This is a genomic window from Pseudoduganella chitinolytica, from assembly GCF_029028125.1.
Lineage (GTDB): Bacteria > Pseudomonadota > Gammaproteobacteria > Burkholderiales > Burkholderiaceae_D > Rugamonas > Rugamonas chitinolytica.
The window spans coordinates 3,256,843-3,279,819 of the sequence record NZ_CP119083.1; the positions used below are offsets into that span (position 1 = coordinate 3,256,843).

Annotated in this window: 20 protein-coding genes and 1 pseudogene; 14 read left to right on the forward strand and 7 right to left on the reverse strand. The window is 66.0% G+C overall.

The window, feature by feature from the left end:
* Positions 1-39: 39 nt before the first annotated feature.
* From PX653_RS14455 to PX653_RS14465, 3 genes are all read left to right on the forward strand, one after another.
* Positions 40-828, forward strand: coding sequence for an OBAP family protein (locus PX653_RS14455; protein ID WP_277413476.1), 789 nt, complete (start codon positions 40-42; stop codon positions 826-828).
* A 107-nt stretch (positions 829-935) separates the two neighbouring features.
* On the forward strand, positions 936-1,337 hold the full coding sequence (locus tag PX653_RS14460) for a DUF4124 domain-containing protein (protein WP_277413477.1): 402 nt from the start codon (positions 936-938) through the stop codon (positions 1,335-1,337).
* A gap of 354 nt (positions 1,338-1,691) precedes the next feature.
* Positions 1,692-2,483, forward strand: coding sequence for an alpha/beta fold hydrolase (locus PX653_RS14465; protein ID WP_277413478.1), 792 nt, complete (start codon positions 1,692-1,694; stop codon positions 2,481-2,483).
* Between the two features lie 31 nt (positions 2,484-2,514).
* Here PX653_RS14465 and PX653_RS14470 read toward each other — a convergent pair whose 3' ends face one another.
* Positions 2,515-4,494 (reverse strand): methyl-accepting chemotaxis protein, encoded by a 1,980-nt coding sequence (locus PX653_RS14470; RefSeq protein ID WP_277413479.1) that lies wholly within the window; start codon positions 4,492-4,494, stop codon positions 2,515-2,517.
* 61 nt (positions 4,495-4,555) lie between these two features.
* Here PX653_RS14470 and PX653_RS14475 point away from each other — a divergent pair, with 61 nt between their 5' ends.
* The gene (locus PX653_RS14475; RefSeq protein ID WP_277413480.1) at positions 4,556-5,182 is read left to right on the forward strand and encodes a Rhs element Vgr protein; all 627 of its coding nucleotides are present in this window, start codon (positions 4,556-4,558) and stop codon (positions 5,180-5,182) included.
* Here PX653_RS14475 and PX653_RS14480 read toward each other — a convergent pair.
* From PX653_RS14480 to PX653_RS14490, 3 genes are read right to left on the reverse strand one after another with little or no spacing between them, the layout of a single operon-like run.
* Positions 5,148-6,887 (reverse strand): putative bifunctional diguanylate cyclase/phosphodiesterase, encoded by a 1,740-nt coding sequence (locus PX653_RS14480; protein WP_277413481.1) that lies wholly within the window; start codon positions 6,885-6,887, stop codon positions 5,148-5,150. The two genes, PX653_RS14475 and PX653_RS14480, sit on opposite strands and share 35 nt — an antisense overlap.
* Complete coding sequence (locus tag PX653_RS14485; protein WP_277413482.1) at positions 6,877-8,205, reverse strand: sensor domain-containing diguanylate cyclase; 1,329 nt, start codon at positions 8,203-8,205, stop codon at positions 6,877-6,879. The genes PX653_RS14480 and PX653_RS14485 overlap by 11 nt, the downstream gene beginning before the upstream one ends.
* Positions 8,202-8,585, reverse strand: coding sequence for a phosphonate transporter (locus PX653_RS14490; RefSeq protein WP_277413483.1), 384 nt, complete (start codon positions 8,583-8,585; stop codon positions 8,202-8,204). Before PX653_RS14490 ends, PX653_RS14485 begins: the two co-directional genes overlap by 4 nt.
* A gap of 288 nt (positions 8,586-8,873) precedes the next feature.
* Here PX653_RS14490 and PX653_RS14495 point away from each other — a divergent pair, with 288 nt between their 5' ends.
* The 6 genes and pseudogenes from PX653_RS14495 to PX653_RS28375 all read left to right on the forward strand — a co-directional run bounded on the left by PX653_RS14495 (position 8,874) and on the right by PX653_RS28375 (position 15,530).
* Complete coding sequence (locus PX653_RS14495) at positions 8,874-9,140, forward strand: hypothetical protein (RefSeq protein WP_277413484.1); 267 nt, start codon at positions 8,874-8,876, stop codon at positions 9,138-9,140.
* A gap of 151 nt (positions 9,141-9,291) precedes the next feature.
* Positions 9,292-9,726 carry a helix-turn-helix domain-containing protein gene (locus PX653_RS14500; RefSeq protein ID WP_277413485.1) on the forward strand — a complete coding sequence of 145 codons (435 nt, stop codon included), beginning with the start codon at positions 9,292-9,294 and terminating at the stop codon, positions 9,724-9,726.
* A 48-nt stretch (positions 9,727-9,774) separates the two neighbouring features.
* Positions 9,775-10,943, forward strand: a protein-coding gene (locus PX653_RS14505) for an IS3 family transposase (RefSeq protein WP_371876332.1) whose coding sequence is annotated in 2 segments (ribosomal slippage) — positions 9,775-10,030 and positions 10,030-10,943 — 1,170 coding nt in all. Because the reading frame shifts where the segments join, the coding sequence is not laid out codon by codon here.
* Positions 10,944-10,989: 46 nt separating this feature from the next.
* Positions 10,990-11,760: pseudogene (locus PX653_RS14510) on the forward strand (ISL3 family transposase); the annotation flags it as partial.
* Between the two features lie 317 nt (positions 11,761-12,077).
* Positions 12,078-14,936 (forward strand): TonB-dependent receptor plug domain-containing protein, encoded by a 2,859-nt coding sequence (locus PX653_RS14515; RefSeq protein WP_277413487.1) that lies wholly within the window; start codon positions 12,078-12,080, stop codon positions 14,934-14,936.
* Positions 14,937-15,098: 162 nt separating this feature from the next.
* Entirely contained in the window at positions 15,099-15,530 is a 432-nt protein-coding gene (locus PX653_RS28375) for an IS1/IS1595 family N-terminal zinc-binding domain-containing protein (RefSeq protein WP_371876333.1), read from the forward strand.
* Positions 15,531-15,810: 280 nt separating this feature from the next.
* On the opposite strand, the gene PX653_RS14525 is transcribed toward PX653_RS28375, so the two are convergent.
* The gene (locus PX653_RS14525; protein WP_277413488.1) at positions 15,811-16,269 is read right to left on the reverse strand and encodes a hypothetical protein; all 459 of its coding nucleotides are present in this window, start codon (positions 16,267-16,269) and stop codon (positions 15,811-15,813) included.
* 283 nt (positions 16,270-16,552) lie between these two features.
* Here PX653_RS14525 and PX653_RS14530 point away from each other — a divergent pair, with 283 nt between their 5' ends.
* Together PX653_RS14530 and PX653_RS14535 are read left to right on the forward strand one after the other, a co-directional pair.
* Positions 16,553-17,401 (forward strand): CAP domain-containing protein, encoded by an 849-nt coding sequence (locus PX653_RS14530; RefSeq protein WP_277413489.1) that lies wholly within the window; start codon positions 16,553-16,555, stop codon positions 17,399-17,401.
* A 128-nt stretch (positions 17,402-17,529) separates the two neighbouring features.
* Entirely contained in the window at positions 17,530-18,132 is a 603-nt protein-coding gene (locus PX653_RS14535) for a TetR/AcrR family transcriptional regulator (RefSeq protein ID WP_277413490.1), read from the forward strand.
* Here the strand turns inward: PX653_RS14535 and PX653_RS14540 are convergent.
* Together PX653_RS14540 and PX653_RS14545 are read right to left on the reverse strand one after the other, a co-directional pair.
* Positions 18,129-19,475, reverse strand: a complete 1,347-nt coding sequence (locus PX653_RS14540; RefSeq protein WP_277413491.1) for a porin — start codon at positions 19,473-19,475, stop codon at positions 18,129-18,131. The genes PX653_RS14535 and PX653_RS14540 overlap by 4 nt on opposite strands.
* 131 nt (positions 19,476-19,606) lie before the next feature.
* On the reverse strand, positions 19,607-20,944 hold the full coding sequence (locus tag PX653_RS14545) for a 3-oxoacyl-ACP reductase (protein WP_277413492.1): 1,338 nt from the start codon (positions 20,942-20,944) through the stop codon (positions 19,607-19,609).
* A gap of 849 nt (positions 20,945-21,793) precedes the next feature.
* On the opposite strand from PX653_RS14545, the gene PX653_RS14550 reads away from it, so the two are divergent.
* Positions 21,794-22,171 (forward strand): hypothetical protein, encoded by a 378-nt coding sequence (locus PX653_RS14550; RefSeq protein WP_277413493.1) that lies wholly within the window; start codon positions 21,794-21,796, stop codon positions 22,169-22,171.
* A 25-nt stretch (positions 22,172-22,196) separates the two neighbouring features.
* Complete coding sequence (locus PX653_RS14555; RefSeq protein ID WP_277413494.1) at positions 22,197-22,976, forward strand: trypsin-like serine peptidase; 780 nt, start codon at positions 22,197-22,199, stop codon at positions 22,974-22,976.
* Position 22,977 lies beyond the last annotated feature (1 nt).

Below are 22,977 nucleotides of genomic sequence, written 5' to 3' on the forward strand. Positions count from 1 at the left end.
CAGCGGTAGCATGGGCGCCCCTGTGCTACTGGAGGTACCATGCAAAAAACGACCCTGACTCGCATCGTCGGCGCCACACTGCTGTGCGCCGCCATCCCTGTCCTGGCCCAGCGCGACTCGCCACCTTCGGTCGGCCCGGCCGGCGCGCCCAAGTCCACCAAGACCCAGGTACTCGAAGTGGGTGCCAAGGTGCTGCAAGGCGCGGCGCCGATGCGCGGCTTCGACATCTACCTCGTCGGCTTCCATCCGATGAAGGATGCACCCGAGCTGCAAATGGAAGCGCACCACTACTGCCACCAGCGCAACGAGGATTTCGCGCAGTGCATCCTGTTCGACGGCAACACCGCCGACGCCAATATGAACGGCATCGAATACATCATTTCGGAGAAGGCCTTCGCGCTGCTGCCCGAGGCCGAGCGCAAGTTCTGGCATCCGCACAATGGTGAAATCCTGTCCGGCCAGCTGGTCGCGCCGGGCATCCCCGAGGCGGCCGAGAAGTCGCTGATGAAGTCGAAGATGAACAGCTACGGCAAGACCTGGCATACGTGGAACACGGGCCACGAGGGCCATACGGGCGAAGCGCTGCCGCTGGGTGAAGCGAAACTGGCCTGGTCGTTCAACCGCGACGGCGAAGCGTTGCCGGGACTGGAGCAGAAGCGCGACCGCAAGCTGGGCACCGACACGGCGGCCAAGCGGCGCGACCGCGCCGACCTGCGTGCGCTGGCGAAACCGCAGTCGGGCGTGGACGACCTGAAGGGCAAGTTCGCGCGCCCCACGCTGCCGATCCCGGGCGTGGCGGACGTCAAGGCGACGCTGCCGGGTAAATAGCCGACCGCGCTGTAGGACTGGTCCTCCGCCCGATCGTGAGATGCCGAACAGACCCGGACATGGCGGGCGCGCACACTGGCGCCATCGTTTCAAAGAGGAGGTGCATCATGCTACGCTCAGCCATTTCCGCCACCCTGTGCCTGGCCGCGCTGGCCGGCTCGGGGGCGTTCGCCAACGATCAACTCTACAAGTGCGTCGACAGCAACGGTACCTTGCTGCTGTCGGATAAACCGTGCGCCGTGGTGCAGAGCGTGGCGGCCGACACGGCGCCCCCTGCCGCACCGGCCGACTTGACGAGCGTGCCGACCGACATCGAGGCCGCGCCTGCGGACGAGGCACCGCGCCGCGTCGTCGTCAAGGAGTACTATACGCTGCCGCCGGCCGAGTTCGACCGCAGCCAATGGAACCGCAAGCCGCCCGCAAGCGTGGCACCGAAAATCGACGTCGCCACGTTGAAAGCCGCCAAGCTCAACCTCGAACTGAGCGAGCGAACGGCTTCGCTGCGCTGAGGTGTCGCTCGGCAGCGACAACGCCCCGCCAAACAAAGTCTGTACAGCGAGTCCACCCGCCGGCATGGCAGTGCCGGCGCCATGCGGCTCGCACGCCGAGTGTGCGCGCACATTGCTCCGCGCAGCCGTTTCAGCTCATCCATGGTCCTTCCGCTCATGCTGGTAGCGGGGCTGGCCGGCATTGCCGCGCTGGCCCGGCGCCGCCGCGCAGTTAGCGCTACCTGACATCGATCCGGCCCGGCCGGTCGGGCCGGCGCAATATTTGACCAATCCCCGACAAAAGCGCGACAGTTCCTGACGCCTTTCGTATGGATGAGACCGTTATAATTGCGCCTTTCCTTACCGAGCCCAGCCATGATCGATACCTCTTCCGCACCTGTCGGGCGCCCTGCCTGTGTCCTCCTGCACAGTTCGATGAGTTCGCGCAGCCAGTGGCATGCGCTGGCTGCGGGGCCGGACACGGGGCTGCGCTGCATCGCTCTCGACCTGCTGGGCTATGGCAAGGCGCCGTTCCCCGACGCCGCCGCGCAGCAGGCCTTTTCGCTCGAGCATGAAGTCGCTGCCGTGCTGACGGCGCTGGAAGATCAGCTGGACGCCGGCGAACCGTTCCACCTGGTCGGCCATTCGTACGGCGGCGCCACCGCGCTGCGCCTGGCGCGCCGGCTGGCCGACAGCGGTCGCGTGCTGTCGCTGACATTGTTCGAGCCGGTCGCGTTCCACCTGCTGCCGGCCGATAACCTGGCCCGCGTCGACATCGCCGACGTGATCGCCCGCATCGACGCGGCCGCGACGCCGCGCGACGCCACCCGCGTCTTCATCGATTACTGGAACGGTGCCGGTGCCTTCGATGCGCTGCCGGCGCCGGTACAGGAACGCTTCATCGCGCAGATCGCCAAGGTGAAGCTAGATTTCGTCGCGCTGCTGGCCGAGCCGACCACCTTGGCCGACCTGGCCACGCTCGACATCCCGACCCTGGTGCTGTTCGGCGCGCACGGCCCGATGTCCACCCGCACGGTGGCCGAGGAGCTGGCCGCCGCCCTGCCGCGCGCCGCGATCCGCCGTACGCCAGGCGGGCACATGGCGCCGATCACGCACGCGGACGACGTCAACCGCGCCATCGCCGCGTTCATCGGCGCTGCTGGATAAAAGCGGAAAACACCGGGGACAGGCACCCATCTCAGGGCGGTAACGCCCTGGGATGGGTGCCTGTCCCAGCAGCTTCCTGAGACACGTGCCTGCCCCCAGGGGCAGCCACCGTAAAGATACTCACCGCCCGCACCAGCGCGGTGGCCTGTTCCTCCAGGCTGGCCGACGCGGCCGCCGTCTGCTCCACCAGTGCCGCGTTGTGCTGCGTGGCGTCGTCCATCTGCGTCACGGCCTGGTTGACCTGTTCGATGCCGGCGCTCTGTTCACTCGACGCCAGCGCGATGTCCTGCATCAGGCCCGCCACGCGGCGCACGCTGTCGAGGATCTGCGCCATGGCCGTGCCGGCGCCACCGGCCAGCTCGTTGCCCTGGCTGACCTTGGCCACGCTGTGGTCGATCAACTCCTTGATTTCCCTGGCCGCCGTGGCGGAACGCTGCGCCAGCGTACGCACCTCGCTGGCGACGACGGCGAAGCCGCGCCCCTGCTCGCCCGCGCGCGCCGCCTCGACGGCGGCGTTGAGCGCCAGGATATTGGTCTGGAACGCGATGGCGTCGATGACGGAAATGATGTCCACGATGCGGCGCGAGCTGGCGTCGATCTCGCGCATCGTCGTCACGACACGCTGCACCACCTCGCTGCCGCTGCCGGCCGCCGTGGTGGCCTCCTGCACCAGCGCGTTGGCGCGCCGCGCATGCTCCACGTTCTGCCGCACGGTGGCCGTCAGCTGTTCCATCGACGATGCCGTCTCTTCCAGGCTGGAGGCTTGCGATTCGATGCGCGACGACAGGTCCGCGTTGCCGGTGGCGATATCGTGCGTGGCGGCGCTGATCGTATCGACGCTGCCGCGCACTTCGCCGACGATGCGCCCCAGGCTTTCGCTCATCTCGCGCAATGCCCGCAACAGCTGCCCCACCTCGGTCGGCGGGCCCACGTCGAAATCGTTGACCAGGTTGCCGCCGGCAACGCGCTGCGCCACGTCCACCGCCAGGTACATCGGCCGCGTCACCGAGCGGGCCACCAGCACGCCGGTCCAGGCGGCACCGGCCAGCAGCGCGCCCTGCGTCAGCAGCATGAGGATGCGGTCACGCTGGAACGCGTCGACCCGTTCGCCCAACTGGTCGCCCGCGAACTTGCTGGCCGCCTCGTTCAACGCGTACAGGGCGTCGATGGTTTGCGTGGCCGCGCCGAAAAACTCGTCGGGCGATGCCGCCAGCTCGGCCGCCTTTACGATCTCCTGCTGCGCGCGCTGGGTCAGCGCCTGCGTTGCGCCGGCCGCCGCCTGCATCAGCGGCGCCAGGTCGCGCGCCACGTCCGGATTGGCACGCGCCGACTTCTCGAAGGCGTTGCGCATCTGCCCCAGCCGGTCCTCGGCGCGGGCCACCAGCTGGGCTACGACGAAGCGCTCGTCCTGGCTGCCTTCCTTGCGGGTCAACAGCACGGCGCCGCGGGCACGCAGCTTGCCCAGCTCCTCCGTCAACGCGGGCATCTGGAAATACATCGCCTGCAGCAGCTGGTAGGAATCGGCGTGCGGGTCGAGGCTCAGCCCGTAATGGTCGCCCACCAGTTCCTGGATGCGCAGCAGGCGGCCGATGACGGCCGTGTGGGTGGCGAAACTGTCGGCGGCGCCGATGCGCCGCGCGGCCACGGCGTCGCGCACGGTCTCCCAGTCGCGCCGGGCGTCGCGCCACAGCACCGTCACATCGGCATCGTCCGCCGCCCCGACGACGGCATCGAGCTCGCCGAACGCGGCGTCCACTTCCTGCCGCGCCGCGCGGGTGGCTTCCGTGCCGCCGCCATTCAACGCGATGGCGGATAATCCGCGGTGCTGCTGCGTCAGCTTGACGGTCTGCAGGACCCGCACCACGGCCGGCAGGCCGCGCTGTTCGGCCTCGTACGTCGTCATGGCCTGGTTGGCTTCGCGCAGGTAGAGCCAGGTGGGGATCGCGATCATCACTAGCGCAATGGCGCCGAGCAGCAGGAACTTCTGGGGCAGCGTGAGGCGGGCAAGCATCGTGTTCTCCGGAGAAGGCCGAGTTTCGATTCTAGCCCCGCGAGCAGGGCGCGCCGCACGAATGAGCGCACAAGGCGCGCACAAGGGGCCCAGCCCGGCAGTTTGTTGGTTTTGTCAGACAGGAGTCATTATCGCCATTGCAACGCGGCCGCTGACGGGCGGCGAAATCCACTGGTGCCGCCGCCTGTTCGGCGCGTCGATCGACTATGAGCGCGTGCGCGTGCACGGCGGCAGCTATTTCTGGTTCGGCCTGCAGCGGCGCCATATGGCCGTCGCGCCGAACGGCGAGATCTGGTTCGACCGCGCCGACTTCAGCCCGGACTTCGCGCGCGAGCACGCCTGGCGCCTGCTGTGGTTCATGCACGAGATGACGCACGTGTGGCAGCACCAGCTGGGCTATCCGGTCAAGTGGCGCGGGGCGCTGCGCATCGGCCTGCCGTATGCCTACGAGCTGGCGCCGCACAAGCGCCTGTGCGACTTCAACATGGAGGCGCAGGGCGACCTGCTGGCCGACTACTTCGCGCTGCGCTTCCTGCTGGCGCCGCAAGCGATGCGCCAGCGCCGCTACGGCGATGCGCTGGCCCTGTACGACACGGTGCTGCAGGACTTCCTGCGCGCGCCGCACGCACGCACCAACCTGCCGCGCGGCGCCATCAGCCGCTGGTGCGGTGCGTGGCGAGCCAGGTGAGCAAGGCGTCCGACGTCAGCGGCTTGCTGTACAGGTAGCCCTGCCCCTTGTCGCAACGCAGCGCGCGCACCACCTCGGCCTGCGCGGTCGTCTCGATGCCTTCCGCGACGGTGCTCATGCCCAGGCTCTGCGCCACCTTGACGGCGGCTTCGATCAGCACGCGGTGATGCTCGCTGCTTTCGCTCTGGCTGACGAACGAGCGGTCGATCTTGACGGTATCGACCGGCAGCAGGTGCAGGCTGGCCAGCGACGAATAGCCGGTGCCGAAATCATCCAGCGCCAGCGTGATGCCGAGGGCCTTCAGTTCGTGCAGGCGCTGCTGGATCTGGGCATCCTGGGCGGCCAGGCTTTCCGTCACCTCCAGCTGCAGCTGGCGCGCGTCGACACCCGTCTCCGCCAGGATGCGGGCGACGGTTTCGCTCCAGCCGGCCTGGCCCAGCTGGGCACGCGACAGGTTCACGGCCAGCAAGCGCGGCGCCGCCTCGCCCAGCGCCCGGCGCCACGCCTGGAAGTCGGTGCAGGCGCGCTGCAGCACGAAGTCGCCCAGCGCGCCGATCAGGCCGCACTCCTCCGCGATGCCGATGAATTCGAACGGCGGCACCACGCCCCGCACCGGATGCTGCCAGCGCACCAGGGCCTCGACACCGGCCGCATAATCGGTCGAGCCATCGGCACGCAGTGCCACCACGGGCTGGTACACCACGAACAGCTGCTCCTCCTGCAGCGCCAGGCGCAGGTCCGCCTCGATATCGCTGCGCCGCGCCGCACGCTCGCGCATGGCCTGGGCAAAGCGCACGTGACGGCTGCCGCCGGCGCGCTTGGCTTCCACCATGGCTATGCTGGCATCGCGCAGCAGTTCGTCGGGCTCCTGCGGCGGTGCGCCGCCCCACGCGATGCCGACGCTGACGCTGCACACCACGTCGTGTCCCTGCACCGTGTAGCCGCGGCCGACCGCGTTGATCAGGCGGGCTGCCACGCTCTCCGCGTCCTCCGGCCGGCGCAGGCCGTCCAGCACGACGATGAACTCGTCGCCGCCGACCCGGGCCGCCAGCTGGCCGCCGTGCGCCCCGATCCGGTCCGTGGGCGGCCGCAGTACGTTGCGGATGCGGTCCGCGATCATGACCAGCAACTGGTCGCCGGCCCGCTGGCCCAGCGCGTCGTTGACCTGGCGGAAGCGGTCGCAGTTCATGAACAGCACGGCGAAGCCGTTGCCGTCGTCGCCGCCCTGCTCGCGGCCCTGGATCAGGCGCAACTGCTCCAGCACGGCGCTGCGATTGGGCATGCGCGTGAGCGCATCCGTGCGCGCCGCGCTGGAGAGCCGGTTCGCCAGCCGCTCCTGCTCGCGCTGCGTCTCCAGCGTGATATCCGAGACCGCCGCCATCAGCCGCGCCTCGTCGACCTTCAGGATGTTGAGCGACAGTACCTGGGCGCCCCCGCTGCCGTCCACGTCCAGGCGCAGGCCTTCGCAAACCACGCCGGAGGGGTGCGCGAAGGTGGCCACCATCGCGCGCAATTGCGGCGCGACGCGCTCGAGCACCGTGAACAGGTTCTCCAGCATGCCGTCCTGTGCCAGCGGCATCAGGAGCTGCGACGACATCGGATTGAGCATCTCGATCGTGCCGTCCAGCGTCGTCTGCACCAGCCCGATGGGCGTTCGGTACAGGAACTGCATCAAGGCTTCATATGCGCTGTCGTCAACGGCCATCGGCATCCCCTCCCGCAACCCTTTCCGGATTTTCTCCCGAGTTCCCGCCCATGACCACGCGGTTGCGGCCCTGGGCGATGGCGTACTCCAGCGCCGCCTCGGCACGGGCCACCACTTGTTCGATGCCGCCGGCGCGCCCGTCCAGCGCGGTTACCCCGGCACTGACGGTATAGCGCATCGTGCGGCCGTCCACTTCGACGGCCTCCTGCTGCACCGTGGCGCGCAGCCGCTCGGCGACCTGGCCCGCGGTGGCGGCGTCCGTGTCCGGCAACAGCACGGCGAAGCGATCCCCCTGGATGCGGGCAACGACGTCGACGTGGCGGAACGCCGTGCGCAGCGCCTGCGCCAGCGCGCACAACACGGCATCGCCCGCGGCCGCGCCGTAGCGTTGGGCCACTTCGGCGCAGTGGTCCGCAACCAGCAGGACGATCGCCGCCGGGTGCGACGCCTGTCCCTGCCGCCCCAGCTCCAGCCGCGCCGCCTCGAAAAACGCGCGGCGGTTGCCGACGCCCGTCAACGGGTCGGTCAGCAGCGCGACGTGCGCCGCCGTGGCGCTTTCGCGGCAGGCGCTCAGGTCGCGCAGCACCAGGCAGTAGGCGCCTGCGCCGTCGCCGCTGTCCTCGCCCGGCGGCAAGGGCGCGACGATCGAGCTGCCCGGGAACGTGCTGCCGTCGGCGCGCCGGCATGGTCCCTCGGCGCTGCTCCAGCCGGTACTGTCGGCCTCGCGCAGGCGCGCCTCCCCATGGCCCGCCGCATCGGCTGGCAGGAGCAGCGTGAACGGCTGGCCCACCACGCCTTGTGTGTGGCCCGTGACGCGGCCGATGCTGTCGTGCCAGCGCTCGATGCGGCCCTGTTCGTCCAGGCTGGCCAGGGCGTAGTCGCTGCTGCCGGCCAGGAGTGTGTTGAGCCACGTGTCGCTGGTGCGCAGCTGGCGCTCGCGCTGCACCTGCAGCGTGATGTCGCTCAGCACCGCCATCAGGCGGCTGCCGTCCAGCTTGACGAGCGAGAGCGCCAGGATCTGCGGTCCCGTGCCGCCGCCCCCGTGCAGGTGGACATGGCGGCCGTCGCAAATCACGCCGCTGGGCGCCGTGAACTGCGCCGCCAGCGTGCGCAGCTCCGGTGCCACGTCCTGCAGCGCGGTGAACAGGTTGCCCAGCCCGCCATCGCGCGACAGCGGCATCAGCAACTGCGCGGAGACCGGGTTGATCATGGCGATCTCCCCATCGGGGTCGGCCTGCACGAGGCCCACCGGGGCCAGGTACAGGAACTGCATCAGTGCCTCGTGTTCGCCGGCGAGGCTGCCTGCCGGATCGCTCACAGGCGGCGCTGCACGAGCACGTAGCGCATGGGGGCGCCCGGCAGCGCCAGCAGGCGCAGCAGGACCTTGACGGGCTTCATGCGCAGCGTCAGCACGTAGCCGATGGTGTCGTCGAGCGCACTGCCGTCGGCCGCCGCGTCCTCGAAGCGCTGGGCCACCATGTAGTTGTTCATGCAGGGCGCCACCGTCGTAAACAGCGGCAGGCTCAGCACGCTCGCTGGCGACAGCCCCGCGGCCTGCGATTCGAAGCGGTTGTACTGGCGTACGACGGTATCGGCGTCGAACCCGATAATGCCGAACTCGGCGGCGTCGAGTTCTTCGGCGCCGGCGGCTGCCAGGCGCTGCGCCAGGTCGGGCTGGTCAAAGCTGAGTGCACTCATAGCATGCTCCACGGTGAGCGTCTGTTGTTTTCAAGAAACTAATGCTGACATGCGGAAAAGACACTGTCAATGTTCGCACGATTAAGTGGTCTCATGGTACACGGGCTCGCGGCGGCACGACGCCCGCTCGGCGGGCGCCGTTGCATGCCATTGGGAGACGTTGAGCGATGTTGCGTTTTTGCGGCAGAAAGCTTGTCAAATTCCAATCGCGCGCCGGGCTGTTGCGATTTTCTATACGATCGCCGCTCTGGCTTTATCGTTTCAACCCGCTTACAAAAGGAAAATATCATGGCAATTCTGAAGACGATGTTCGCCGCCGCGTTCTGCGTGGCTCTGGCAGCCTGCAGCACCACCGACACCACGAGCGGCAGCAGCGACACCTCCACGATGGGCTCGAGCGCAACGAGCGGCTCGACCACTTCGAGCAGCGGCGCCACCGGCACTTCCGGCACCACGGGCCAGAGCGGCACCTCGTCGTCGTCCTCGACGACCGGCACCCCAGGCTCGACGCCAAGCAACCCAAGCAATGCCGACGACAGCTCCGTCAAGCGCTGATCGGCGCCTGCCGTGACCGTGGCCCGCTTCGGCGGGCTTTTTTATGGTTCTTCACGGATTTCCGGGAAGGTGCGCCGAAAAACAGGAAAGCGGTAGAGAAGAGTTAGACTTGTTGTGCGACCAACAGTACTGAACTCAACTTACCGCTTTCATGCAAGATAATAATCTCGGCCTTCCATTCTGGGAAGGTTTTCTCGCGTCTGACCTCGAGCGCAAGAATGGTGCAACGTGGATCACGTTGGTTCCTGACCCAAGGGCCCCACTAGTGTGCTCGGGCTGCGATTCAAACTGCTGGCAGATTCATGAAACAGGCTGGCGTGTAGTGCGTGATATGCCAATGCTGGGCGACCCGGTCTGGTTGCGGGTGCGTCTGCGGCGTGTTCGCTGTAGTGAATGTGGGACTCGAGCTGAGCGCGTGAAGTGGCTAGACCGTCATGCACGGGTGACACAACGGCTGGCCGAGTTCGTGGGCCTATGGTGCCAAAAACTGCCAGTGGCCCATGTTTGCAAGCTCTCTGGCTTGCACTGGGACACAGTACGACGCATCGAGCGTACCAACTTGGCAGCGCAGATTGGGGTACCCTGACTTTTTCGGATACTCCTGTTTGGTAGACTTCACCAACTGGAGAAACTTATGGCACGCTCAAAATCATACACCCCGGAGCTTCGTGAAGAAGCGGTAAAACTGGTCCTGACACAGGGTCTGACGCTGGAGGACGCGGCGTTACGGCTCATGATTCCCAAGGGAACCTTGGCCAATTGGGTAGCTGCAGCGAGGGGTGGCACCTCATCCAAAGTGGCTCCCGGCAGCCGCTCCGTGCCCGAACTTGAGGCCGAAGTTACCAAGCTGCGCAAGGAGCTTGCTGAGGCCCGCATGGAGCGCGATATCGTAAAAAAGGCGGCAGCGTACTTTGCGCGGGAGTCGCTGCCAAGTACGCGGTCATGAAGACATTGCGACTCGAATATTCACTAAGCGCGCTCTGCCGCGTCTTCGACGTGTCGCGCAGCGGGTTCTATGCTTGGACTCACGGGCAGCCGTCGAAACGTGCGCAGGAGGACGCGCGCCTGAAGGTCGCCATCGAGGCGGTTCATACGCAGAGCCGGCAGACATATGGGCCACTTCGGATGCAGCCGGAACTGGCCGCACAAGGCTTTCCTGCTGGCCGTGACCGCATCGTCCGGCTACGACGTGAGCTTGCCCTGCGCTGTAAGCAGAAGCGAAAATTCAAGGCCACCACCAACTCGAACCATGAGCTGCCGGTGGCCGAGAATCTGTTGAATCAGACCTTCGCACCAACCCGCCCGAACGAAGCCTGGGTAACCGACATCACGTATGTCGCCACAGGCGAAGGCTGGCTCTACCTGGCCGGCATCAAAGACGTCTTTACATGCGAACTGGTGGGCTATTCGATGGGTGCGCGCATGACGCAAACGCTGACCGCACAGGCCCTTTGGAAAGCCGTGCGCAACAAGCGCCCGGCGCCGGGATTGATTCACCACTCCGACCGTGGGAGCCAGTATTGCGCTCACGACTATCAAAAGCTCGTCAAGCAGTTTGGCATGCAACCGTCCATGTCGCGCAGGGGGAACTGCTACGACAACGCGCCTATGGAAAGCTTCTGGGGCAGTCTGAAAAATGAGCTGGTGCACCATCAACGATATGCAACCCGCGCCGATGCGAAGGCCGCGATACAGGAGTACATCGAAAGCTTTTATAACCGCCAGCGACGCCACTCGCGTCTTGGCAATGTAGCGCCAGCGTTGTTTGCCGAGGAATTCAGCAAACGGCTGCAGGCGGTTTGAAACAAGAGTGTCCGCTATTGACAGTACACCTCAGATTGCGGCCTTGCCAGATGCCCAGCCTACCCGCTTGGTCATGGATGAATTCGCTCTGTATAAAGGGCACCGCTATGCCACGGTAGTGCTCGACGCTGACACTCGGCGTGTTTTATGGGTTGGCGAGGGACGCAGCCGCGAAGCGTTGCGTCCTTTCTTTGAGTGGTTAGGACCAGAACGCTGCCGCGCAATCGAAGCTGTTGCGATGGACATGAACACGGCGTTCGATCTCGAAGTAAAGGAACACTGTCCGCAGGCTCACGTCGTCTACGACCTATTCCACGTGGTTGCGAAATATGGCCGAGAGGTGATTGATCGAGTCCGTGTAGATGAGGCAAATCGGCTCAAGCATGATCTGCCAATGCGTAAAGTCGTCAAGCGCGCTCGCTGGCTCCTGTTAAGAAACAGAGCCAACATCCCGGCCGAAAAGCTGGCAAGCCTTGACGAGCTACTGGCAGCAAATCAGACACTGAGCACCGTCTACATCATGAAGGCTGCGTTGAAGGAACTATGGTCGGCGCAGGGCGCTTGGCAGTGGCGAACTGCTTGGCAAACATGGCTGCGCATGGCAAACGAAAGCGGCGTCGAGCCGCTGCAAAAATTCGCCAGGAAGCTTAAACCCTACTGGCGCGGCATCGTGGCGCGGGTACGCTGGCCGATGCATACCGGCCAGCTAGAAGGAATCAACAACAGAATCAAGGTCATGAAGCGCATGGCCTACGGCTACCGCGACAGCGAATTTTTCTTCCTAAAGATCAAAGCTGCCTTCCCCGGAAATCCGTGAAGAACCTTTTTTATTGGCGCCAGCGCCGGGTGCATTTGTTCGGCTCCTCTCGAAAGACATCGTACAACCTACGGCTTGTGCCCGCCTCATCCGCATATCCGCCACCGCTTGGACCATATCGCATAACTTTCGACAGCAAAGCGTTGCGTCCGCGCGTCATGTATGTAATGTACATTTGACCAAGTAACTAACGGAAAGCTACCTTCGAATTTGCGAGCAGTGCATAGACATTGCCGCCGCGTAAGCCCGGCAGTTCGCCTGGCGGCGCGATCTTGCTGCGCCACCGGCATGGCGGCGTGGAGAATTCGGAGACAATCTTGAAGCACAAGTTAGTACTGAAGCAATGCTCGCTGGCCGTCGCGCTGGCGCTCGGCACCTCGCCCCTGTTGGCGCAGGATGCCGCTACCGATCCGCAGGCGCCGCAGCGCGTCATCATCACGGGCTCCAACCTGAAGCGCATCGACAGCGAAACGGCAACCCCCGTGCAGGTCGTCAAGAAAGAAGAGATCACCCGCATGGGCGTGAACACCGTCAAGGAATTGATGGACACGCTGACGTCCGCGGACCGCAACGCGCTGTCGGACGTCGGCGGCAGTAATTCCTTCGCCAGCGGCGCGTCGTCCGTCTCGCTGCGCGGGCTGGGCAAGCAGTCCACGCTGGTGCTGCTCAACTCCCGCCGCGTGGCGCCGTATGCGCTGGCCGACTACAACGAAGTGTTCACGAACCTCGATACGCTGCCGCTGGATGCCGTCGAGCGGGTCGAGATCCTGCGCAACGGCGGCTCCGCGATCTACGGCTCCGACGCCGTGGCCGGCGTCATCAACATCATCACGCGCTCCGACTACAAGGGGCTGCAGGCACGTGCCTCCCACAACCAATCGACCAGGAACAGCCAGATCCACGAATCGACCGTGGCACTGACGGGCGGCATGGGCGACCTGGCGACGGACCGCTACAACGTGCTGGCCAACGTCGAGGTGTACCGCCGCAATGCCACCAACTGGCGCTCGATGGTGGACGACATCAATCCGGCCTATGGCGAGAAGTTCTCCGCCGTGGCTCCGGGCAGCGGCCAGATGTTCGGCGACCGCGGTGCGCCTTCGACGTTCAGCTATCCGGGCAACATCATCGGCCAGGGCGCGCTGCCGGGCTGCGAGACGAAGAACGCCGCCGGCCTGTGCGTGTACGACCGCTTCTCGCGCTTCCAGGCGCAGCCGTCCGCCAACCGTGTCAACGCGCTGGTGTCGGGCAAGCTGGCGATCAGCGACACGCTGGAAGGCTTTGCCGAGGTGCTGTACTCCCATACGAAGACGGACTATATGTCGGCGTTCGCGACGTACGACTCGACCGGGTCGACGTCGATCTGGGGCGATCCGCGCACCGGCGAACAACGTTCCTTCACCTACCGTCCTCTGCCGGCTACCCACCCGTTGAATACGACAGGGGAAGACGCACCGCTGCGCTACCGCTTCGTCGACGATCCGGGCTATCGCAGCACCAGCAGCGACCAGTACCGCGTGCTGGCCGGCCTGCGCGGGAATCTCGGCAACTACGATTGGGAAACCGCGGCCGGCGTCATGGGCAGCAAGACCAAGGACCGCAGCCGCGGCGGGTTCTTCAGCCTGTCCGGTTTCCAGCAGGTCATCGGCGCCACCGACGAGGACACGGTCGATCCGCTGTTCTTCAACCGCGGCTACCGGATCGGCCAGCCCAACACGGCGGAGGTGCTGAACACGCTGTTTCCTGAAAACGGCTACGACGGCAAGATCACGCAGAGCTTCATCGACGGCAAGATCTCCGGTGAAGTGGGCAAGTTCATGGGCAACCCCGTCAGCGTTGCAGTGGGCGGCGAGATCCGGCACGAGAAATTCGCCATCAATCCGACGGCGAACCTGATGGCCGGCGATATCGTCAGCAATGGCGCCTCGACCGCGAATGCCAGCCGGACGAACAGCTCGGTGTTTGCGGAAGGTAACCTGAAGCCGTTCAACACGCTGGAACTGACGGGCGCCGTGCGGATCGACAAGTTCAAGGACGTCAAGGCCCATGCGTCGCCGAAGCTTTCCGCGCGCTGGGAAGCGACGCCGCAGCTGATGGTGCGCGGCACATGGGAAACGGGATTCCGTGCGCCGAACCTGACGGAAAGCGCACAATCGACCAAGTTCTCGTTCACCAATGGCGAGCCGGATCCGAAACGCTGCGACCAGGCCCAGGCGCTGGCCAAGGACCTGCGGGCCCAGTCCGACGCCTTGCCGACGACAGACCCGAACAAGCAATTCCTGTCGGCCCGTGCCGATACGGTCGAGGGCAACGAATGCACGGCCAGCCTTGCCAATACGGTGCGGAACAACCCCGACCTGAAACCGGAAACATCGCGCAGCGCCACGCTCGGGTTCGTGGTCGAGCCAGTGAAGGGCACCAGCTTCTCGCTGGACGTCTGGCACATCAAGCGCAAGGATGAGATCGGCCTGAAGAGCACTGCCGAACTGCTGGCTTCCGAAGACTCCCTGCCGCCAGGTACGGTCACGCGCCTGCCGGTCGAGCTGGACCGCACGTTCACCGCACAGGAACGGGAAGACTATGGCGTCGCGGCCGGCCCATTGGCCTCCACCTCCGGCATGTTCGAAAACACGGCCCAGACGAAAACCAGCGGTGTGGACCTGTCGCTGACGTCGCGCATCAAGACACCGATCGGCCGCGTCGACGTGGTGGGCAATGCCACCTACCTGCTCGACTACAAGATCTTCGCGCCGAACCGCAACGGCGGCAGCTGGGGCGACGAACTGGCCGGCCAGCATGGCGTGTCGAAGCTGACGGCCAACCTGATGGGCACGCTGGGCCTGGGCGCGTTCAACCACAGCCTGCGCGCGACCCTGCGCAGCCCGCAGAAGCTGCAGTACGACTATTACGACGAGCAGTACACGCCGGCCGGTTGCGCCGACAGCGGCTACGAGCCGAACGAGTGCCGGGTGGCATCGTATGTCCGCTGGGATTACAACCTCAGCTATACGGGCATCCGCAACCTGACGCTGTCGCTGTTCGTCCGCAACCTGCTGAACCATCGTCCCCCGGTCGACCTGCGCCAGTTCGGTGCGGATGGCGGCGGCGTCATCCCGCAGGACCTGGAAGATGTCAGCGGCCGCTCGGTACGCGTAACCGCCGAGTACCGCTTCTGATGTTCTGATGTACGGACGGCATGGCCGGCCGCGTGCCGGCCATGCGACGTCTTGCCTCATGGCCCGCCCCAAGCGGGCCTTTTTTTCTCTCGCCACGCAATTGTGCGAACTTTTCCGGTGCGCCCTGGTCCAACGCTGTGTAACCTGGACAAGGAGCGGAATATGGACCGGAACGCCATCGCCACACGGGCCGCGGCACAGGATCAGCTGCGGTTCTCCGAGCTGTACAGCGAACAACTGCGGGCCCTGCTGGACAGCGACACGCCGCTGGCACAATGCCTGCAAGCGATCGAGGATCGCGGTAAGGGCATGCACCAGTGTCCCCACTGCGGCCACGACCGGCTGTACCGGCACGGCTACGGTGGCGGGCTGCAACGCTACCGCTGCCGGCGCTGCCGCAAGACATGCAATGCGCTGACCAATACGCCGCTGGCGTTCCTGCGCTTGCGCGGCAAATGGCTGCCCTTCCTCGAATGCGCGCTGCGCGCCGAAAGCGTGCGCGGCGCGGCCGCCAACGTGGGTATCCATCGCAATACCAGCTTCCGCTGGCGCAAACGCTTCGGGGCACAGCCCGCACCGGAAGCTGGCGGATAGCGGCGGCGGCCGGCCGCTGAGATGGCCGGTGACTGGCCGGTGACTGGCCGGCGACTGGCCGGCGACTGGCCGGCGACTGGCCGGCGACTGGCACGTCGCTGTGGGCCTCCGGCCCGCAGGGACGTGCCAGTCACCATGGGTTTCTGCCGCCGGGGCATCGTCCTGGCGCGGCACGCTGCTCCGGTGGCAAGCAGCTCGGTTATCACCTCCGGCGTGCACGCTCGCAGGCGTGCGTAACAGAAGGCTCACACGGCTGCCCACCCGCTCAGGGCCGCCGGCCCTACCCTGCGCGCCCACCGATGGCCGCGCCGGAAACCTGTCCGCCCGGCAGCGCGCGCGGCAGCGAGGTGCGCAGGCCGTGCCACTCGAGCAGGGCGAACAGCAGCACGCCAGCGGCCTGCGCGCCGACGTACGCGACGCCCAGCGGCGCGGGCGCCAGCACGCCTGTGACAAGCAGCAGCACGCTGAGGGCGCTCCAGCCCACGTTGCCGGCCACGATGAGCCAGCCGACGGCGCTCCAGATGGCTGCGCTGCGAGCAAGCACGACAAGCAGCAGCGTGTAGCCCGCCAGGAACAGCCCGGTAGCGGACAACAACGGGGCGGGCAGGCCAAGCATGCCGGACAGGCCGGCGCCCGCGCCGTCCGCCAGGACCAGGTGCAGCGCGGCAATGGCACCGCTGGCAGCGGCGTCGGCCAGGAACACGGTGCGCAGCAGGCGGGATGGGACGATCGTCTTCATGGCATTCTCCTTCGATGGGGTTGGTATGGAGACAGTGTCCGCCAGCGCTGGCGGGGCGCCAATTACGCGACAGGTAATCGGCCCGATGCAAGGGCGAGCAAGCGCGCCCCTCGTCACATGACGAGCACCGGCGAAAGATCCCGCTTCCAACTTGCCATGCCACCTCGACACGTGGCGGCAGGGGCCGGGAACCGTTTGCCGGGCCGCGCTTTTTGTGACACACTATTTCCCCAGTAAGTCACATTTACCGTTCCGGCATCCCTTCGTCCCGCCGCCTTTCCTCATGCTTACCCGCTCTTTCGTATTAGCGTCCGCACTGTCCGCCGCGCTCCTGGCCGCCACGCCCGCTGGCGCCGCCAGCCTGGATATCGTCGGCCTCATCAACGCCTACCGGGCCTCGCCGCAGCAGTGCCAGGGCGAACGCCTCGCACCATTGCCGGCACTGGCCGCGCCGGCCGCCCTGGGCCGGGTACGCATCGGGACCGGTACGTTCCTGGAGCAGGCCCTGGAGCGGGCTGGCTATCCGGTCGAGCATGCGGAGGCGGTGTACCTGTCCAACGTAGCCGATGCCGGTGCCGCGATGACCCTGCTGCGCGAGAACTTCTGCGACAAGCTGCTGAGCGCCGACTTTGCCGCAGCTGGAGCCGTGCGCACGGGCGACGACTGGGTCGTCCTGTTCGCGCGGCCACTGCACGAGGTGCCCCTGCCGGCACCGACCGTGCTCGATGCCGAAGTGCTGGCAGCCGTCAATGCGGCGCGCGCCGTGCCGCGCCGTTGCGGCGAGCAGCCGTTCGGCGCGGCACCGCCGCTGCGCTGGAACACGGCGTTGACAGAAGCGGCCCTGGCGCACAGCAGCGACATGGCGGCGCACCGCTACTTCAGCCACGAGCAAAAGAACGGCAGTGTCGTGGACGACCGCGCCACGCGTGCCGGCTATGCCTGGAGCCGGATCGGCGAGAACATCGCCGCCGGCCAGAAATCGGTGGCGGAAGCGGTGGCCGGCTGGCTGGACAGCCCCGGCCATTGCGCGAACATCATGAACGCGGGCTTCGACGAGATGGGGCTCGCCTACGCCGTCAATCCCGAGCGCGGCCGCGTCTACTGGACGCAGGTGCTGGGCCGCCGGCGCTGATGGCCGGCGAGGGCATCGGCAACTGGCCGCCGTCCCCCTTATAATCAGCACCGGGCCGCGCCATACGTGCGGCGGCCGGTTTGCAGCAACCCACAAGGTGCGGTGTGAGAAAACAGAACGATAACGATATGACGGCCGAGGAGACCCCGGCCAGGAAAGCGCCCCGGCGCACGCTGACGCGGCTGGACTGGATCGATGCGGCCACCGAAATCCTTGTCAGCAAGAGCGTCGATGCCATCCATCCGGCCACGCTGGCGCGCGACCTCGGCATCACGATCGGCAGCTTCTATTACCACTTCAAGGATCGCAACGACCTGCTGGCCAGCGTGCTGCGCCAGTGGCACGAACGTACGACGGCGCAGGTAATGGAGGAATACGCCGGCATGCCGATCGACGAGCTGGCGTATGAACTGATGGCGCTGCCCCTGCACGGGCTGACGGCGCGGCACGCGGCAATGGTGGAGTTCGCCATCCGCGCATGGGCCCGGCGCGACGAGATGGCGCGCCAGGCGGTACTGGAAGTGGACCAGCAACGCCTGGGCCTGTACACGGACGCGCTGCGCAACAGCGGCTTTTCGAAGGCCGAAGCCGAGAATCGCGCCTTCCTGATCTACAGCTTCCAGATGTCGCAGGCGCTCTTGTGGGACGTCAACGACGAGAAGGCCCGCAAGCGGCAGCTGAACTTCGCCAGGAAGCTGTTCCTGCAGCCGCTGTCGGGATCTTCCAGTTAGAAGAAGTGCCGCAGGCCGACGCTGACGATGCTCGTGCGCGCGTCGATGTTCTGGCCGGCACCCGAGAACAGCGGCACTTCCTGCGCCCCCAGCGGCACCAGCAGTGCACCGGGACCGCCGGCGATCGGCAGCGGCGTGACGGTGCCGCGCACGATGTCGCCGCGGTCGTCGTCGACGTAGCCGATGCGGCTGTACAGGGCCGTACGCTTCGAGAAGTTGTAGTCCGCGCCCAGCATCACGCCCGTGTCCTTGCCGCGGGTGAAGTTCTTGAAGCGGCTCTGCATGTACTGCACCCCCAGCTCGACCGCTCCCAGCGTCTGCTTGACGCCGATCGATGCCGTGTCCACTTTCGGATCCAGCGCACCCACGTTCTTGTACTGGCCGCGGTGGAAGTTCGCCACCAGCAGCGTGCCGGTCGGGAATGCATACTTCGCACCGATCATCGCGCCCGTGAACGTGTCCGCCGTGTACAGCGGAATGAACGTGCCGCCGCCGGCCGCCGAGGCCACGCCGACCTGGGCGCCGCGGAAGTCGTTGCGGTGGAACGCGGCGATCACGGAGAACGGCTTGCCGTTGTAGGCCAGCAGCGCGCCCTGGGCACGGCCGCGCTCGTCCGGGCTTTCGGCCCCGGCGGTCAGGCCGCCAACGATCTGGCCCGTCGCCGCGTTGGCGGCCGGGGTGGCGCTCGTGGCGCTGGCACGGGCCGCGCTGACGCGGCTGGCGACACCGGCATTGGTGGAATAGGACAGCACGCCCAACCACGGTCCCTGGCGGACGAGGAACGACGCCACGTTGTCCTGGTAGGTCTGCAACGTATTGACGACCAGTCCGGCGCCCATCAGGTCGGTGCTGCCCAGGCGTTCCGTCGTCGCCAGGTAATAGCCGATCAGCATCGGCGAAGCCTGCCGTCCGAGGCGCACTTCGCCGTAGGGCGTCGTCAAGCTGGCGAATGCTTGGCGACCGAACAGGCGGCCGTCGTTGGCCAGCAGGCCGTTGTCGATCTGCAGCCCGCCTTCCAGCGTGAAGCCGGCCTTCCAGCCGCCACCCAGGTCTTCCGTGCCCTTGAAGCCGAAATGGCTCTGGGCCGACAGCGAGGGTGCCATCCGGGTAGTACGCGTTTCCGGCGACGCCATCGCATTCGGCACCGGGGTCGTGCCCGACAGGCCGAACAGGGTGCCTTGCACGTTACCCTGGCCTTTCTTGACGGTGTCCACGCCGGCGTCCAGCAGGCCGTACACGGTGACCGAGGACTGCGCCCACGCACCGCCGCAAGCCAGCGCCATGAGCGTCAGGCCCGCGGCCAGTTGCATGGTTGCCTTCGTTTGTTTCACTGCTTTCTTCATGAATCTCCTCCATTGTTATAAGTGTGGTGATACGTCATGCAAGCGAAATCGTTGAAACCTGCCCTGTTGCCGCGACGCCGGCGGCGCGTCGCGATGTTGTCCTGTCCTGTCGATACGGTCCAGCTGTTCCTTCAAGCGCCGATCAGGGCCTGGCCGCAGACCCGGATCGTGTTGCCCGTGACGCCCACGCTGGCGGGCGACGCGAGGAAGGCGACCAGTTCGGCAACGTCGCGCGGCTGGCCTCCCTGCTTCAAGGAATTCAAGCGGCGGCCCAGCTCGCGCGGCACGAACGGCATGCGCTGCGTCATCGGGGTCTCGATAAACCCCGGCGCGACGGCGTTCACGGTAATACCACGATTCCCCAACTGCGCGGCGCGCGCAGCCACGTAACCGACCAGCGCCGCCTTCGTGGCCGCGTAATTGCTCTGGCCGAAATTGCCGGCGATGCCGCTGATCGAGGACAGGCAGATCGTCCGCCCGCCATCGCGCTGCAGCCGGGCCGCCAGCAAGGCCTCGTCGATGGCGGCGATGGCGCGAAAATTCACGTCGACGACCAGGTCCCAGTCGGCCCTGGCCATCCGCGCGAGCGTACGGTCGCGCGTGATGCCGGCGTTATGGACGACGATGTCGACCCCGCCAAAGCGTTCGCGCAGGAAGTCGAGCAGGCGCGCCGGTGCCTCGGGCCCCGCAATATCGAGCACCAGCGCCGTGGCGCCGAGCGCGCGGCAGGTGTCGTGCAAGGCCTGCGATGCCGCGGGCACATCCACGCATACGACCGTGGCGCCTTCCTCGGCCAGGCGCTGCGCGCAGGCCATGCCGATCCCGCGCGCGCTGCCGGTAACGACGGCCACCTTGCCCTGCAACCGCTCGGCGGCAGCCGCCATCGGCACGGCCGCGGTGGAAAGCCGGACTGATTGGCCGGAAACATAGGTCGAACGGGGACCGCAGAAGAAGCGCACCACCCCGTCCAGGCGGTCGAGCGCCTCCGCTGCCGCGTAGACCAGGTTGACGGTAATGCCTTTCTTGCCCAGCTCCTTGCCCAGGGAGCGGCTGAACCCTTCGATGCCACGGGCAGCCGCGGCCGCGATGGGGTCCGTGGTTGCCTCGGGCGGCGCGGCAACCAGCAGCACGCGACCGTTCGGGGCCACGCGCGGCGCGGCCGGGTGGAATGCTTCATACAGCGCGGCATAGTCGCCAGGCGTGCGGCAACCCGTCGCGTCAAAGATCAGGATGTCGATGGAGGACGCGGCACTGTCGACCGCGGCGCCGGCCATGGTAACGGCAGCGGTCAGTGCCGCGACGGCATAGCCGCCGGCCGCACCGCCGATTACGGCGCGCCTGCCGGCAAGCTCCTGCGCACCGGAAGGCCCGGCCGCCCGCCGTAATTCCACGGGATCGGGCAAGCTGGCGGCGCGGGCCAGCCAGGCGGTGGCCGGATGATGGTGGAGCTTCCTCAACAGGTCTGGCATCGATGGCTGTGCTGGTAATGATGGAAAAACGGCGCCGGCGATGCCCAGCCGACGGCGCGCACCGTGCCGAAACTCAACGGTTGTGACGATCCTAGCACGGGTGCATACTGCCCCTCAATAGCACACCCTATGTTTGGGCATATATACAACTATGCTTGTGCCGGCATGCGTCGGCGCCCTCCGGCGCGGCAGTGCGGCAGCGCCCGATCGAAGCGTGGCGACAAGCCGCCGCGGCGGCCGGCAATAACCGGACGCCGGCGGCGATGGCTCGAGCATATTTCGGTGTGCCATGGCCGAGTAGCGGGCAAGACGCGCCCAATTCCCATCGGGAGCGGAATACTCGAGCCGCGCACGCCAGCTCGAGGCCAGGGCTTCGTCAATGTGCGGATTACCCGGACAACCATTCCTGCTCTGCGGAGAGTCCAGGACTTTCTGCAAACCATGGGATTGGACAGTGGTCTTACTTGGCTTTCCATGGCTGAGTTACATATTCAGCTGCGCTGTACCGGGGGCGCACCCAGCCCGGCACAAAGCCCCTCGAATCTTACAAGCCTCTGATTTATCTGAGGTTTTACGATTACGCAGCGTCCATGCAGTCGCGCTGCCTTTGCGCAATGGATGAGCGTTTTTATTGCTGAGCAGAATACATTGCGGCGACAATTACTTTCAAACGAATACGAACTGCCGATATCAATTGCCACGCTCCCCCCTTAATCTGGAGCCTGATAACCGACGGACGAAAAACAAATCAACAGTAACAAGACGTCGTCGCCAGGTTATCCGGGGAAGAGCATATCGCTGGGCTGCGGCTTAACAGGCTGGGCCGTTCAAATGAATCAGGAGGAAAAGATGTCAAAGATTTTAACGAAAGCTGTATTCGTCGCTTCCGGTATCGCACTGCTGCAATTCAGTGCCGCAGCTACCGCCCAGGTGAAATCCGTGCAGGAGAAAACTGTCGCGGTGAAGGCCGAACAGAATATGGCACGGGGACTGGCTGGCCCCGTCTCGATGACGCGCGAACAGCGCCTTGCAGCGAAACCGCTGGATCCATCCGTGACACGGGGCAAACCGGGCAAGCAGTCCGAATTGTCGGCCGAGGAAAAATCGGCGCTGGCAGCCGCGAAACCGCAACTGACGGACGGCGGTGAGCCGAACAGCAGCGCGGACGACGAGGCTCGCCGCGATTTTTCCGAAGAATGGAAAACCATGGACCAGCAGGACCGCTAATCACACCAAGCAAGGGAGTTCCGAAATGATCACGAAACAAATCCTCGGTCAGCCGCTGTTCCGTACCAGCGTTCTCGCCATCTGTGTCGGCCTGTCGGGCCAGGCCTTTGCCGGCACCCCGGACGTCTACACGCAGTACCAGGAAACCGGCAATTCGAACACGCCACGCGCCATCGGCAAGCTGTTCAGCAACAGCGGTACCTGCTCCGCCTCGGTCATCAGTGGCAACAACATCATCGTCACGGCCGCCCACTGCTGCTACAACCGTTCGTCCAATGCCTGGGTCTATGGCTGGTCGTTCGCTCCCGCCTACAACAGCGGCAGCGCGCCCTACGGCATGTTCCCATGGACCTCGGCACGCGTGCCCGTCAGCTGGATCAACAACGGCGACACCGCGTCCGATATCTGCCTGATCACGCTGGGCAACAACACGGCGGGCCGTCCGGTCACCTACTACACGGGCTGGCTGGGCCGTTCGTGGGATTGGGGCACCATCCAGAACCACCACGCGCTGGGCTATCCAGGCAACATCGGCAGCGGCCAGACGCTGCAGGCCTGCACCTCCGAAAGCTTCGGTGCCAGCTCCGGCTGCGGCGGCGCGGCGATCCTGAACATGGGTTGCAACATGACCTACGGTTCGAGCGGCGGTCCATGGATCCGTCAATATCGCCGCGGCAACTACGTCAACTCCGTGGTGCACGGCTACCAGAGCGCCGCCTGCACGGGCACGTTCGGCCAGACGTTCAACGGCCCACGCTTCACCAGCAGCAACATCGTGCCGCTGTGCACGGCGCAAGGTTGCTGAG

What these genes read in the sequence shown, in the direction of transcription:
- PX653_RS14455 (WP_277413476.1), top strand. Translation starts at nt 40, where the DNA reads ATGCAAAAAACGACCCTGACTCGCATCGTCGGCGCCACACTGCTGTGC.
- PX653_RS14465 (WP_277413478.1), top strand. Translation starts at nt 1,692, where the DNA reads ATGATCGATACCTCTTCCGCACCTGTCGGGCGCCCTGCCTGTGTCCTC.
- PX653_RS14540 (WP_277413491.1), bottom strand. Translation starts at nt 19,475, where the DNA reads ATGAAGAAAGCAGTGAAACAAACGAAGGCAACCATGCAACTGGCCGCG.
- PX653_RS14495 (WP_277413484.1), top strand. Translation starts at nt 8,874, where the DNA reads ATGGCAATTCTGAAGACGATGTTCGCCGCCGCGTTCTGCGTGGCTCTG.
- PX653_RS14545 (WP_277413492.1), bottom strand. Translation starts at nt 20,944, where the DNA reads ATGCCAGACCTGTTGAGGAAGCTCCACCATCATCCGGCCACCGCCTGG.
- PX653_RS14500 (WP_277413485.1), top strand. Translation starts at nt 9,292, where the DNA reads ATGCAAGATAATAATCTCGGCCTTCCATTCTGGGAAGGTTTTCTCGCG.
- PX653_RS14555 (WP_277413494.1), top strand. Translation starts at nt 22,197, where the DNA reads ATGATCACGAAACAAATCCTCGGTCAGCCGCTGTTCCGTACCAGCGTT.
- PX653_RS14550 (WP_277413493.1), top strand. Translation starts at nt 21,794, where the DNA reads ATGTCAAAGATTTTAACGAAAGCTGTATTCGTCGCTTCCGGTATCGCA.
- PX653_RS14525 (WP_277413488.1), bottom strand. Translation starts at nt 16,269, where the DNA reads ATGAAGACGATCGTCCCATCCCGCCTGCTGCGCACCGTGTTCCTGGCC.
- PX653_RS14460 (WP_277413477.1), top strand. Translation starts at nt 936, where the DNA reads ATGCTACGCTCAGCCATTTCCGCCACCCTGTGCCTGGCCGCGCTGGCC.
- PX653_RS28375 (WP_371876333.1), top strand. Translation starts at nt 15,099, where the DNA reads ATGGACCGGAACGCCATCGCCACACGGGCCGCGGCACAGGATCAGCTG.
- PX653_RS14480 (WP_277413481.1), bottom strand. Translation starts at nt 6,887, where the DNA reads ATGGCCGTTGACGACAGCGCATATGAAGCCTTGATGCAGTTCCTGTAC.
- PX653_RS14470 (WP_277413479.1), bottom strand. Translation starts at nt 4,494, where the DNA reads ATGCTTGCCCGCCTCACGCTGCCCCAGAAGTTCCTGCTGCTCGGCGCC.
- PX653_RS14530 (WP_277413489.1), top strand. Translation starts at nt 16,553, where the DNA reads ATGCTTACCCGCTCTTTCGTATTAGCGTCCGCACTGTCCGCCGCGCTC.
- PX653_RS14490 (WP_277413483.1), bottom strand. Translation starts at nt 8,585, where the DNA reads ATGAGTGCACTCAGCTTTGACCAGCCCGACCTGGCGCAGCGCCTGGCA.
- PX653_RS14535 (WP_277413490.1), top strand. Translation starts at nt 17,530, where the DNA reads ATGACGGCCGAGGAGACCCCGGCCAGGAAAGCGCCCCGGCGCACGCTG.
- PX653_RS14475 (WP_277413480.1), top strand. Translation starts at nt 4,556, where the DNA reads ATGAGCGCACAAGGCGCGCACAAGGGGCCCAGCCCGGCAGTTTGTTGG.